At 56.0% G+C, this 13,940-nt stretch carries 10 protein-coding genes and 1 tRNA gene; 3 read left to right on the top strand and 8 right to left on the bottom strand.

Annotated features, from left to right (window positions below; genetic code table 11):
* The first annotated feature begins 180 nt into the window (after nt 1–180).
* Complete coding sequence (locus tag C4520_19980) at nt 181–2,109, top strand: hypothetical protein (protein RJP15623.1); 1,929 nt, start codon at nt 181–183, stop codon at nt 2,107–2,109.
* Between the two features lie 197 nt (nt 2,110–2,306).
* Here C4520_19980 and C4520_19985 read toward each other — a convergent pair.
* The 4 genes from C4520_19985 to C4520_20000 form a co-directional block, all read right to left on the bottom strand.
* Nucleotides 2,307–2,381: transfer RNA gene (locus tag C4520_19985), tRNA-Gly, on the bottom strand.
* Nucleotides 2,382–2,515: 134 nt separating this feature from the next.
* Entirely contained in the window at nt 2,516–4,024 is a 1,509-nt protein-coding gene (locus tag C4520_19990) for a hypothetical protein (GenBank protein RJP15624.1), read from the bottom strand.
* A gap of 684 nt (nt 4,025–4,708) precedes the next feature.
* Nucleotides 4,709–5,149: a VOC family protein gene (locus C4520_19995; GenBank protein RJP15625.1), complete on the bottom strand. Its 441-nt coding sequence runs from the start codon at nt 5,147–5,149 to the stop codon at nt 4,709–4,711.
* 96 nt (nt 5,150–5,245) lie between these two features.
* Nucleotides 5,246–6,589, bottom strand: coding sequence for a hydroxylamine oxidoreductase (locus C4520_20000; GenBank protein ID RJP15626.1), 1,344 nt, complete (start codon nt 6,587–6,589; stop codon nt 5,246–5,248).
* A 553-nt stretch (nt 6,590–7,142) separates the two neighbouring features.
* Here C4520_20000 and mutL point away from each other — a divergent pair.
* Together mutL and miaA are read left to right on the top strand one after the other, a co-directional pair.
* Nucleotides 7,143–8,915, top strand: a complete 1,773-nt coding sequence (gene mutL, locus C4520_20005; protein RJP15627.1) for a DNA mismatch repair endonuclease MutL — start codon at nt 7,143–7,145, stop codon at nt 8,913–8,915.
* 4 nt (nt 8,916–8,919) lie between these two features.
* Nucleotides 8,920–9,870 carry a tRNA (adenosine(37)-N6)-dimethylallyltransferase MiaA gene (gene miaA / locus C4520_20010; protein RJP15628.1) on the top strand — a complete coding sequence of 317 codons (951 nt, stop codon included), beginning with the start codon at nt 8,920–8,922 and terminating at the stop codon, nt 9,868–9,870.
* Nucleotides 9,871–10,111: 241 nt separating this feature from the next.
* Here the strand turns inward: miaA and C4520_20015 are convergent, their stop codons facing one another.
* Genes C4520_20015 through C4520_20030 form a run of 4 tightly spaced genes read right to left on the bottom strand, consistent with a single transcriptional unit; the run spans nt 10,112 to nt 13,785 of the window.
* On the bottom strand, nt 10,112–11,146 hold the full coding sequence (locus C4520_20015; GenBank protein ID RJP15629.1) for a phosphatase PAP2 family protein: 1,035 nt from the start codon (nt 11,144–11,146) through the stop codon (nt 10,112–10,114).
* The gene (locus tag C4520_20020; protein ID RJP15630.1) at nt 11,143–11,862 is read right to left on the bottom strand and encodes a GNAT family N-acetyltransferase; all 720 of its coding nucleotides are present in this window, start codon (nt 11,860–11,862) and stop codon (nt 11,143–11,145) included. The genes C4520_20015 and C4520_20020 overlap by 4 nt, the downstream gene beginning before the upstream one ends.
* Nucleotides 11,859–13,112: an N-acetylglucosamine-6-phosphate deacetylase gene (nagA, locus tag C4520_20025; GenBank protein RJP15631.1), complete on the bottom strand. Its 1,254-nt coding sequence runs from the start codon at nt 13,110–13,112 to the stop codon at nt 11,859–11,861. The genes C4520_20020 and nagA overlap by 4 nt, the downstream gene beginning before the upstream one ends.
* Complete coding sequence (locus C4520_20030) at nt 13,048–13,785, bottom strand: sugar isomerase domain-containing protein (GenBank protein RJP15632.1); 738 nt, start codon at nt 13,783–13,785, stop codon at nt 13,048–13,050. The genes nagA and C4520_20030 overlap by 65 nt, the downstream gene beginning before the upstream one ends.
* Nucleotides 13,786–13,940 lie beyond the last annotated feature (155 nt).

Here is a 13,940-nt window from a genome sequence, read left to right on the forward strand (position 1 = left end):
CTTTCAAGTATCCTCTTCAGACACTCGATATACAGGATTTAGTTCATGCTTTTCAATTATTTATGACTTTTTCTCACCCACAAATTCTCGCGAGGACCCCATTATTATTATTCGTTATCGAAAATAGCGTCTTAAATGCTAAAGGTGCGGGAACAGCCGTTGCCGACGGAGGGTAAAACAATGTTTACACGCGGTCGGTTTCTCAAACTCCCCGGGTTCTGTCTTGTGATGCTGTGTCTATCGATTGTTGTATTTGACTACGGTTCTCCGCGCGTCATTCATGCTGCAGGAGGGACAGGATATGCCGGCTCTGACGCCGGCCGATCTATTGTCAATGCGTTTAAGCATTTGATTTGGGTGATGGATAAGTTTCACAAGAAATTGGATGTTTATACCGACCTCTCGGCGGGCGGCAACCATTTCGTAATGTTCGGGAAGATGTCCGATCCGCCGGGTGCAGAGGATAACGTGACGATAAATCCGGGATGGAGAGTCGGCGCGCACAGCGGAGCGACATGCATCCGGAACACTCTGCTTGCCGAGGGGGATAACTGGGGCGGATTCTATTTCTTAAATGGCGTGCTCGAAGGACAAGAGACGCAGCCTAAAGCAAACTGGGGAGAATATGCGGATGCGGGAGTTAACCTCACGGGCGCAACAATGATTACCTTTTGGGTAAAAGGCGATGAGGGCGGAGAGAACGTCGAATTCTTCGCCTTTGGCGTCGGAAGAGATCCAGTAACGGGCGCACCCTTCATGCCGAATCCCGACTCATCTCCGAAAGTCTCGGCCGGTTTGCTGTCACTGACAACGGATTGGCAGGAAATAACTCTCGCAGTCTCGAGTGCAGATTTGAGTTACGTGCTGGGAGGCTTTGGATGGGTTGCCGCCTCGAATATGAACGGCTACGAAGATATAACATTTTATCTGGACGACATTCAATATGATAAAGCTCGCCTAAACCAGCCGCGGTTCCTGTTGAGTTATGAAACGATTCCGTCGGAACTTGACTTTGACAAAGTCATGAAAAACTGTTCATTTGTCTATGACGATTCCCTTGCACTGATTGCGTTTCTCGCCACACGCAGGCCTCAGCTTGTTGCGCGCGCAGGCTTGATTGCGGAAGCCCTTGTGTACGCGGCGCAGAATGATCGCTCCTTCAGCGATGACAGGTTACGCAATGCATATCAGGCCGGCGATTTAATTCTCCCTCCAGGCTGGATACCGAATGGGAGGGCGAACACCGTGAGGATGCCGGGCTGGTGGGATTTTGAGTCCGACAACTGGTTCGAGGACCCGATACAGGTGGGGACCTATACCGGGAACATCGCATGGGCCATGCTTGCACTCTTGTCATATTATGAAGAACAGGGCGGACAACAATACCTGACGGCCAGCGAGCGGTTTGGGGAATGGGTCGAAAGAGAATGTAAGAACACTGCCACACCTCTTAAGGGATACATGGGCGGATACGAGGGCTGGGAGCCGGTCCAAACAAAGCTCACCTGGATATCTACCGAACACAATATCGACCTCTACGCCGCTTTCATGAGGCTCTTTAACCATACCGGAGATGTCAAATGGAGAGACAGGGCTCTCCATGCCAAACATTTTGTGGAGTCGATGTGGAATGCTGAAGCAGGGCATTTTTGGACAGGCACGCTTGATGACTGCGCCACGATAAATACGAGTGTGATCCCCGTCGATGTGCAAGCGTGGGCGCTGATGGTGTTTGGCGATGTCAATGACTACTCGCGCGGCATTGAATGGGTCGAGGCGAACTGTTCCGTGAACGCTGACGGCGTGAGAGGATTTTCCTTCAGCGATTATGATGCCAGTCATGTCTGGTTTGAAGGAACTGCGCAAGTGGCGGGCGCTTACAAACTGCTGGGGAATACATCAAGTGCGGCAACGTATCTGCGCGAGATCGAGAAGGCTCAAAAATATGCGCCGAATGGCAACCGGCTCGGCATTGTAGCCTCTTCCGGCGATGGATTGGAGACGGGATTCGGTTGGGCCTATTATTCGAGACTTCATGTCGGCGCGACCGCCTGGTACATTCTGGCCAAGATGGGTATAAACCCATTCTGGGGGACTGCGCTCAAATAAGAAAGCAAAAAGATCAGGAGTCATGTCTAAAGGGCCTGTCACCTGAAATGCTTTTTCAGTCAATGGCCCGATGGCTTGCGTGAGCCGCAGGAAAGCGTCGTGAACTTCGATTGGATGTTGATGATCTCCAGATCGGAAGAGTTGTTCAGCGCAAAACAATAACGGCGGCCCGATGGACCGCCGGAGCGTTTATCGATTGGAGCGGGAGACGGGATTTGAACCCGCGACTTCAACCTTGGCAAGGTTGCACTCTACCGCTGAGTTACTCCCGCAACGTACGTTATTATACCCCGCTGCCAGAGCTTTGTCAACCCGCCATGCTAAAAAATAATTTTCATTCGCGAGCAAAAATGCGAGGGCGGCCCTGAGGCCGCCCCCATCCTCTATTCAGGCCAGCATCCTTCTCCTATTTTCGTTTGCTGTTGCTCTCCTCTCCCACTAGTACCTGCGTCACTTCCGTGGCGATATCATTCGAGGGATTCGGATCGCCCGGGATCACGATCTCCGCTTCCCAGGTGCAAAGGGGTGCGTCCTCAACCGCGACCGCGATCCGGAACATGTGCATCCGTCTGTTGTCATGACCCTTCGAAGGAACAGGCACGCTCCCTACCAGCACTCCATTTTTGTAGAGATTGAGCGAGCCTCCCACCTTCTTGTTGCCCTTGCCTCTTAACCCGAACAGCACGGATACGCGGACCATAGAGGCGTCATCATCATCCACTTCCACTTTGCGAGGAGCTTTGATTTTCTTGATCAGTCCATCAACCACGGCGGCCCTCTCGCAGTCGGAATCGGCCTGATCAACCAGTCCGTCGCAGTCGTTGTCGATGCCGTCGTCGCACACTTCCGCGGCGCCGGGATTCACGGCTGCGTTATTATCATCGCAATCGACATCGGCTGCATACCCATCCGCATCGAGGTCGTCATCGGGCGTGGCCGGATTGCAATCGTCGTCGATCCCATTATACGGAACTTCAGTCGCGCCGGGATTGACGGCGGGATTGGTGTCGTCGCAGTCGACGTCTGCCGCATAACCGTCGCCGTCCTGGTCGACCGGCGGCTGCTCGCAGTCGGAATCGGCCTGATCAACCAGTCCGTCGCAGTCGTTGTCGATGCCGTCGTCGCACACTTCAGCGGCGCCGGGATTCACGGCTGCGTTATTATCATCGCAATCGACATCGGCTGCATACCCGTCCGCATCGAGGTCGTCATCCGGTGTGGCGGGTTCGCAATCATCATCAATCCCATTGTACGGAATCTCTGTCACTCCCGGGTTGATGTCGGGATTGGTATCGTCGCAATCTCCGCCGCCATTTAGAGGATCGGGATTGCACGCCGAGTCTTCATAGCCGTCGCCATCGGCATCCTGGCAAGCCGGCAGTTCATAGACTTCGAATTCATTCGTGTCGACAGTTTCCTCTACATGAGGAAAGACAGTAGAATTATCTTCGTCAAAGGGAGAGCCGAACCATGAGACGCTCCACGTGTAGAAACCGGGCGCTGAAGGCGCCGGCGCCGCAAGCAGGACGGGGAACTGCAGGTCGCTCGAACCTGACCCGTCGTCGCCCACTCCTGTGGGGCCGGTTACTCTATCTATCTCAAAACCATCCTGATCGTAAAGGATCGCTCGAATCCACCCCTGCCGATACCCTCCGCTGAATGTGACAGTCACCGTCTGCCCCGGCTGGTAGCGGTCCAGATCGGTCGTCGCCGTCAGATTGATAACCGATTTGGTCGCGTCCTGCCACACACCGTGGGCATGACATCCATTGCAGGTAGGAGTATCATCGGTATGACATCCGGCACAATTGGTCGTAAAGTACTCGGACACCGCGAATGCTTTACCCGACGAGAAGCCCATCGCCAATACGGCCACGAAGAGCCATGTCGATACGACCATCCATTTGAATCTCATCGTGTATCTCCTTTAAATGTTTCGCCCAACAACACCGCTGTGAACTCGCCCTTCGTGATGCGCGCCTCAATGCTTCATAGGCATCACTCCTTCCCGGAGCAAAATCATCCCCCCATTCAGTACGGAAAAATTCCGCACTGACGAACGTGCCTTGCGCGAATGTTTTCTAATCTGGGGGACTTTGGGGGGACTGTGTTACGATTAAGTCTGGGAACTTACTAAATTGAAAGGAGCAGGTGAATTATCGGCGCATTCTTTGATCCTGCGACGCTGCCATGAACTTCAAGTTCTTCACGTTTTTCAAATGCCACCGATGTTCCATGCCCATTGCGGCTCAGCCCAGCCTCCGGACAAAAAGCAACTAATATGCCAACCCTCTTGCACAGGGGAAGGGGCGAGGACAGCCGTGAATACCGGTTTCATTCTCCTCAAAAGCTGATTCCGCTTCTGAAAAGAATACGTAAGGAAAATACTGATATCTCTTCTATTAAGAAGCATGATCGGCGAGGGGGCAGGTGATGCGCATACACAGAGCAGAACTGGTGGAACAGACGGAAGAATCGTCCGCCCAATGATGCTCCGGACAACGGACAGCATCCTCGGAGTAATTGAGCCATGCCTTCGCCTCATTTCGGGCGAAGGTTGTAGTTCCTATTTCCGCTTCACTCGCGAGAGAGAATAGATTCAGCCGCGCCGGAGGAACTCCATCAGCTCGATAACTTCGCCGTCCGGACCGTAAAACGCGCACGCTTTCGCCATTCCGAGATCCTGCGGCGGACTGACGAACTCAATCCCGTTGCTTTTCAGTTCCTGATAAACAGCTTCGGCGTCATCCACCGCGAACGCGAAATGATGAATGCACTGATCGTATGGTCGCAGCTTACGGGCGACGTTCTCGCCCTTGGGGTTTCGGATCTCGAGCAGGTTGATGCTTGCGCCCTTGTTATTGAAGAGGACATAGCGCATCTTCAATCCCTTGACACCCAGCACAGTTTCTATGCCGCGGTTGTCGGCGACTTCGAAATCCATCATCACCTCGAGCCCGAGCAGGTCCCGATAAAATGCGAGCGACTTCTCCATGTCGCTCACGCTGATGGCGATATGCTGCACTTCTTTCAAATGCATATTCTCCTCCTGAAATGGTGCGCATCGGGGCGCGATGAATCGCGCCCATTCATCGCACCGTGCGGGAGCACAACAAAATTGCGCATCAGATCTCTCTTACTGCCCGTAGCGCTCCTCGTAAAATTTCTTTATGTGCTCGCGCTGCTCGGGGCTGAGTCCCTTCGTCCATTGATGCGGATCGGCCGCCATGAATTCCTGCGTCACGCCCGGCAGCAGGTGCTCGGCCTGCGGAACGAATTCCATGTAGAAGCGGTGCGCGACCTCATAAAAGCCGTGCCACTGCGTGTAGTCGGGTCCCATCATCGCCGCGCCATGGCGCGCGCGCCGGCCCTCATGATGCCACAGGAAGAAATAGGTCCACTCGATCTCCTCATCGAACGGAGTAGCATTGATATTGCCGGCGTCCGCCAGCTTCTTCACTATCGCCGTGGCCGGTTTCGCAAACTTCTCGTTATACAATTCCACCACGTCGTCGTACTGCGCATAAAAGCTGAGGACGTAATCGGGCGCGTGGCAGTTCCGGCAGACCTTCTGCATGTTCTCGCGGCGCTGCTCCCAGTTGTCGAGTTTATTCGAGATCGCCGGCCGCAGCGTCCAACTGATCCGCGTGCCGACGTCATGCGTCAGCGGCATGTCCTTTGTCGCGCTCATATGGCACGACGCACACGTCGGCGCCGCAAAATAATCTTTGCCGAGAACCCAACTGTCGCTCTTGAGGTTCATGTCGTCGATCATCGCGCGGAACGCGATGCCGTGCTTCGATTCAGTGTAGATTTCATATTGCGGATGGTCCGGCCCGAGATGACATTTGCCGCAGTTCTCAGGCTGGCGCGCCAGCATCGGAGAAAACGAATGCCGCGAATGGCACGCGGCGCATGAGCCTTTGCTTCCATCCGGATTGATGCGGCCGATGCCCGTATTGGGCCACGTCGCGGGATCAAGCTTCCCGTTCGCCAGCATCTTCACGTGCGAGCCGTGACACTGCTTGCACCCTGAATTCGCCGCAGGCTCGCCCTCGACCACGTCGCCGAGCACGTTGTCGAGCGAGCCAAGTATTTCTCCCGCGCGCGCATGATGGCTCGCATCGAATTCCGCCGTCTCCTGCGAATGACATTGGCCGCAGTCTTTCGGTGAAACTATCGTCGAGATGATCGTATCGTAATGATTGAATGCATCCGCCTCGCCCTCTGCCGCCTGATGACACTCGTAACAGCCAACGCCGTTGGCCGCATGCGCGCTCGATTCCCACTGATGCACGATCACCGGCGCGACGCCGGCCTCCTCATGGCACACGATGCATTTCTTTGTTTCCTGCGACTGGTCTTCGAATCGTTCGTCGGCGGACGCCGCGGCCTGATACAAGAGCGGCGGGATCACGAAGAAAATAATAAGTGAAATGATTTTTCGAAACGGACCGAAACATTGCAACACGCTCCTCATCTTTCTCTCCTTTCACAACTGCAATCACATTAGCGGAAGGATATGACTATTATATCCTGAACAATAACTACCCGCATATGATAAAAATCACAGCGCGTTTTTGGACCAAAATGGGCCATCCGAATCTCGCCATAATAGGTCGGAAAAGTTTTTTCTAGATAATGTGGCTTTAGGACTTGACAGCTACCATATGTCGTGGTATAATTCTGCATGACACTTGGGGCCAGTAGATCCATTGACCCATGATTCCCGTTAGCACGAAGTAAGAACTTGCCATGGGGAGGAAACTATATGGCCGAAAAGAAAAAGGCGACTAAAAAGGCCGCCAAGAAGAAACCCGCAAAGAAAGCTACGAAAAAGACCGCAAAGAAGAAGAAGTAGTATCATCCACTGGCCCCAAGTGCCCACTTCAGAGTTCCTGCCACGGTCAAATCGAAATTGTCGCCACAAAACCCGCCGTCCCGTTTTCTTGAACAGCCCCACAGCCTGTGTTAAGATACCCGTGCAGCAAAAGAAAACGTTTGATTAAAAGAAATTTGGTCGTTCGCTATCCATGCCGACAATAAATATTCTTTCCGAAGACACTGCAAATAAAATCGCCGCCGGCGAAATCATCGAGCGGCCGTCGTCGGTGCTGAAAGAGCTCGTCGAGAACTCGATCGATGCGGGCGCAAAGAAAATCTCGATCGAGCTGATGGGCGGCGGCAAAACGATGATCCGCGTGATCGACGACGGTTGCGGGATGTCTTCCGACGACGCGCTTCTCTGTCTCGAACGGCACGCCACGAGCAAGATCTCGAGCGCCGACGATCTTTACGCCATTCGCACGTTCGGATTCCGCGGCGAGGCGATCCCGAGCATCGCGGCCGTATCCAAAATGGAAATCATCACGCGCGCTCACGACAGCATCTCGGGAACACGCATCGTCATCGAGGGCGGCGTCATCCACAGCGTCAGCGAAAAGGGCGCGCCGGCCGGAACGCAAATGACCGTCCGCCAACTTTTTTTCAATACGCCCGCCCGGCAGAAGTTCATGAAGTCCGCCGCCACCGAATACAGTCATATCCTGAATATCCTGCAGCGCCAGGCGCTCGCTCAACCTCAGATAAATTTTCGCCTGGTCAACGGCGAGCGCGAGATGCTGAATCTTCCGCCGGCTCGCACGATCGCCGACCGGCTCGCGCTCGTTTGGGGAAACGATTTCCTCGTGCACATGAAATACGGAGAGGCGGCGCATAACGATCTCTCGATAACCGCTTACCTCGGCACGCCCGCGCTCACCCGCTCGAATCGCGATCACCAGTTCTTTTTCCTGAACCGCAGGCCGATCTCCAACAGGCTCTTGACCAAAGCGTTGTCGGATGCGTATCGCGGCTTCGTGATGAGCGACCGCTTTCCCGTCGCCTTTATCTTTATCGAGATCGACCCCGCTCTTGTCGATGTCAACATCCATCCGACGAAACGGGAGGTTCGCTTCTCCGATCCCAATCTGATTTCGGAGCAACTGCTCAAAACCTTTTCGTCGGCATTCGGGAGAGGCGGCGCACAACGAAGCGAGCAGTCGGCGACGATCTCTCTGCCGCGGCCCGACGATGCTGCGCCGCGCCGCGAGGAGCCGCTGTTTCAACGCATCAGGATCGATGACAATTTCACGGCGGCGCCGCCCGAAATAGAGAAAGATTTTCCTTCGGCCGCTGCGCCCGTCGTCCCGGTCACCCGGCCGACGGCCGATTTCTCGCCGGTCCCGACCGATGCCCGATTCGTCAAGCAGGTGTTCAACGCTTACCTGCTGTGCGTGCAGGGAGAGGACCTGCTGATCATCGACCAGCACGCCCTGCACGAACGGATGCTGTACCAGGAACTGGTCGAGCGTTCGGGGCGCATGCCGGCCCTGATTCAGCAGATGCTGATTCCGCTTCCGATCGAGTTGCCCCCCGACCGCGCGGAGATTCTGACCGCGCATCTCGATCTGTTCGCGCAGATCGGCATCGCCATCGAGCCGTTCGGCCCACGCTCTTTCGCGGTGACGGCGCTCTCATTCGCTCATAAGGAGCAGCGCGTTGTCGAGATCGTGCGCGACGGCGTCGACGAGCTGTACCTCGGCCTCAAGCTGAAAGCGCCGCGCGAGATACTGCGCCGTCTCATGACGATCTCCGCCTGCAAAAACTCGATCAAGTCGGGCGACCCGCTCAGCGACAGCGAAGCCGAGATGTTGCTCGAAGGCCTCAAGCGCATCCCGCAGCCGGCAACCTGCCTGCACGGGCGCCCGCTCGTTCTCAGGCTGACCGAGTCGCAGATCGCGCGCGCGTTCGGGCGCAAGGGATAAAGCGATGCCCGACCTGCTCGTCGTATGCGGTCCCACCGCGGCCGGAAAAACATTGATCGGTGCGCGCCTGGCGGAGCTGCTTAATGGGGAAGTGATCTCAGCCGATTCGATGCAAGTCTATCGCGAGCTCGACATCGGCGCCGACAAGCCTCCACCCGATTTGCGCGCCCGCGTGCCGCATCACATGGTCGATGTCGTCAGCATTTCCGAGCCCTACAGCGCCGCTCGATACGAGCGCGAGGCCGGCGCAATCGTCGATCGCCTTCTCGCCGAAAACAAGCTGCCCGTTGTCGTAGGCGGCTCCGGCCTCTACATCAGGATACTGCTCAAAGGGATTTTCCCCGCGCCGCCCGCGTCGGCTTCCGTCAGGACTCGTCTGAAGCGGGAGGCGGAGGAGCGCGGAGTCGCGATCTTGTATGAGAGGCTTCAATCGGTTGACGCCGAATATGCGCACGTGGCCGCTCCAACCGATCTGCGCCGCATCGTGCGCGCGCTCGAGGTCTTCGAGCTGACGGGGCTTCCCTTTTCCGAATGGCATCACCGGCACAAGGCCGTTCAGCAGCCGCGCGACGCATTCATGCTGGGATTGTCTCGCCCGCGGCAAGACCTTTATCGCCGCATCGAAAAGCGCATCGACGAGATGATCGAGCGGGGACTGGTTGCGGAGGTGAGCAGATTACTGGAGCAGGGATACGGCGAATCGCTGCGACGGCTGCGCCCGCTCGGATACGTTGAACTGATTGACTATCTCGAGAACCGAGCGTCGCTCGAGGAAGCGATTGACCTCATCAAACGCAACTCGCGCCGCTACGCCAAACGCCAGATGACGTGGTTCCGAAAGGAAAATGTCGTGTGGGTGGAGATCGATCCAAATGACGATCTCAATAAAATCATCGAAAAGGCAATCCCTCTTCTTCCGGAAGCATTCCGCCGCAGTGGCACAGGTGCCTCGTAGCGCAGGCATCCTGCCTGCTTCTTTTTCAAGATTAATTTATCCGTAGATTTCTTGCTTCCAACCTTGAACTTTGAACTTTGAACCTTGAACTGTCTTTTCCAGGCAGCACAGGCATCCCCCGTCCCGCGGGAAGACTGTAGACTGTAGACTGTTACCTGACTTTATATTTCTTGCCTCCAACCTTGAACTTTGAACCCCGGATCAGGGTCCGGGGCATGCTTTGAACCTTGGACTGTCTTCCTCACACCTCGGTCGGCTGCTCGACTTTCTCCTTCTCGGAAGGCTCCGGAGATTCCCCTGTCTTCTGTTCTTCATTGATCCGCCGCAGCAGCCTCATCTTCAGAAAGACCAGCGGCGAAACCGCCAAAACGATGCCTTGCACAAAATAGGTCAGGTAATCGACGAAATTCGTGTCCGGCAGCTTCATGGCGCCAAACACCTGAATCGCAAGAAGAACCGCAAGGCCGATCACCGAAGCAATCACCGCGAAAAAAGGATTTCGTGCGCGCCAGCGGAAACCGAGCGCCGGGTAAATGAGGAAGAAGCCGAGCAGGAACCCTCCGTATTTGAAAGCGTCAGCCTGCCCCCACGCCACAAACAGGTACACTACGGACAGCGCTATCGCGACTATCGTTCTCGCGATGGGGGATTGCCGGACTGAATTCTGAAAATGCTCCAGTCCGCCCAGGTGGCTGTAAGTTCCCATTGCGCCGGCAACAATGCCGAAGCCGAGAAGGAGACCGCCCACCGTATCCGAAAAATAATGGACGCCGAGATAGATGCGGCTGAACGCAAGCACGAGCGCAGGAATCAGGCACAGCGGCCAATACTTTCCGATGAACGCGTAGAGCAGCCACGCGTAGTACATACCGGATTGGCTGTGCCCGCTGGGATAGCCGTACCCTTTCGCTTTCCCGATGACCGGAATCTCGGACGACACCGGCCGATGCAGATCGAAGGCCTCTTTCAAATGTTCGCTGATAGCGGACCCGAACATGACCATCAGCATGAAAATGACGATCTCGGTCGCATACCCGAGCCAGAAGACCACGCTGATGAAAATCATCAGGCCCATCGCGTCGCCGAACCACGTGATGACGGTCATCACGATCGTCAACGGAAGAGACTGGATCGATTTCACGAATTGAAACGCTGCGACATTGGCCGGCGCCAATATGTGATACTGCTTCATCAGCGCGCCCAGCACGATGACAAGCACTATCGCGCCCACCGCTGTCGCGAGTGAATAGTTCAGGTTGTACCTGCGCTGGATCATGATTCCGTTTCCTTTCCTTCCGTTTGGATCGCCTCCGTCAGGTCGCGCACAAAGAACAAAACATCTATCTTTTCCGGAATTATCCCGTCATACATCGTGAACGGATGCCGGGACACCAGCCGAAACCCCCATTTCTTGTAGAACGGGACCGCCAGCTTATTATACGTGGTTGTTCCGAGGTGGATGCCGGACACGCTATTGCTCTTCAGATATTCCAGATATGCCGCGATCAACAGCGAACCGATACCCATGCTCCTGTATCCTTTGATCAAATTCATGTGCAGATGAGCCGGATAATCCGTTATCGGTTCTTCGATAAATTCATGGCGCCAGCCGCTTCTCAGGTAACGGTACATGAACCGGAAGAAGCGCATGTCGATCTTGTACCCCAACGTGAACAGCTTCCGGCGAATGCGCGGAATGATGACTGTACTCTGCACTTCCTGTTGAACAGTCGTGGTTTTACAGCCGACGAGGTAGCCGACAACCGCCCCGTCCGCCTCGGCCACGAAAGCCGATTCCGGCTCGAAATCGGTATAATAATTCATCCAGTAATCGGCGAAAAGATCTCGACACCCGAAGTACGGCTCCATCGAGTCGCCCATGAGGCCGGTCTCGTAACAGATGCTGCGCACCGCCGCCCGATCATCGGGAACATATTTGCGGATCAAAACACCCAACGCCTGCATTGCCTCTTGCATTTGCCCGCGGCTCATTGCCGCCTGTAGACGATCCTGCCTTCCACCATGGTCAGCGAAACCTCGAAGTGCTCGTCAACCAGAATGATGTCGGCATCCTTTCCTTCGGCTATCTGTCCTTTGCGCTGCTCGATGCCGATCGCCTTCGCCGGATTCAGAGACGCCATCAGAAATATCTCCCTCAGCGGAATCTTCGGGAACCACGTGAAAAGATTGCGAATCGCGACGTCCTGCGTGAGCACGCTGCCCGCCAGATTCTGAGAGCCCTTCAGCCGGACCGCGCCGCCCTTCACCGCGACCGGCATCCCGAGAAAATCGTGGTCGCCCTCGGGCAGTCCCAGCGCCGCGACCGCATCGGTGATCAATACGACCTTGTCTCTCGGTTTGCACCGCAGCAGCACGTCCGCCGCCGCGGGAGCGACATGATGTCCGTCGGCGATCAACTCGCTCGAGAGCAGGTCCATCACCAGTGCCGCGCCGACCGTGCCGGGCTCGCGGTGATGCAGCGGGCGCATCGCGTTATACGTGTGCGAGGTATGCGTCAAGCCCGCCTGCACCGCCTGCCGCATCTGCTCGAACGTGGCGTTGCTGTGTCCCGCCGCCGAGACAACGCCCCTTCTGCGCAATTCCGCAATCAATTCGAGCGCCCCCTCGATTTCGGGCGCGAGCGTCATCAATTTGATCATGCCATCCGCGGCGCGAAGATATTCGTTTGCTTCTCGGATGTCGGCCCCGCGCATCGCCATCACGTTCTGCGCGCCGGGCATCTCCGGACTCAGGTAGGGTCCCTCCAGATGGATGCCTACGCACTTCGCGCCGTTGCCTTCGTCAGCGCGCGCGAACTCCATCGCTGTCTTCACTGCGGAAAGCGTTCCCTCATGCGGGAGCACCGCAAGGGTGGCAAGAAAGCCGGTCGTGCCGTGCCGGGCAATCGTGGAGGCGATTGCGCCGTAGCCTTCGGCGTCGGAAAACTCGAACATGTGACCGGCCGCGCCATGAATGTGGATGTCGATGAATCCGGGAGAAATGTGGTGACCTGTCGAATCGATCACCTCCGCCCCTCGCGGCACGCGCAGATCGGTCCCCACCTCCGCAATTTTGCCTTCCTTCACCAGAACGTCGCTCTTGAACAGCACCGTATCGGCGAGCACAACGGCGCCGTTTTTGAAAAGAACATCTCCTCTTGCCACGATTATGATCCCCTTATATATATTTGATGCGGCCGGCCAGCTCCGCCATCGCGGCCTGGATTCGGGTGTAATCCGCATCGGCCATGTTCCCGCTCGGCAGCGCGAGCGGGCGCGATCCCTTGGACAACATCTTTTCGGCCGCGAGAATGAAAATGGAATTGATCAACGCGGCCCCCGTCACGGTTGAAGCCGCTCCCATTGCGCTGTCCAATTCCGGAATCCTGACCACTGCGTCTCCATAGGGCGCGTAATTATCAAGGACCACATCGGCGACGTCCATCAGTTTCTTGCCGCCCGGCGCCGCCGACGCCACCGATTCGGAATGAACGATGCTCGTGATGGCGATCACGCGGATTCCCGCTTTCTTCATCTCGAGCGCCATCTCCACCGGCGCGGCGTTTCTGCCGGAATTCGAGATCACGATGCCGGCATCGGTCGATCTCACCTGATGTCCCGACAGAATCTCGGCCGCGAGGCCTTCCTGCTTCTCGTTGATCGTGCTGTTCAACGAGCCGCCGCTCAGCAGAATGCGCTCATCGAGAATCGCGTTGACCGGCAGCAGACCGCCCGCCCGCATGAACGCTTCCTGCGCGATCAGGCTCGAATGGCCGGTCCCGAACAGGTGAATCACGCCGTCATTCATCAACGCGTTCGCAATGATATCCACGGCCGCGTCGATTTCCGCCCGCTGATCTTTCAGCAACCGCCCAAGCAGATCCATCAACCGGTTTATATATATTTCCTCATGCATAGCGTCTTGCTTTCGCCTTCTCTCTTCCGCCCCTCGCCGCCTCACTCCCCCGTTATAAAAGGGGGACTAAGAGGCTGTCCCATAATTATGTTTTTCAAGACGCTCAGACCTGTTAAGGCATTGCATGCTGAGGGAAATTGAGCATCAGCGTTATG

The organism is Candidatus Abyssobacteria bacterium SURF_5 (assembly GCA_003598085.1).
Classification (GTDB): Bacteria; Abyssobacteria; SURF-5; order SURF-5; family SURF-5; genus SURF-5.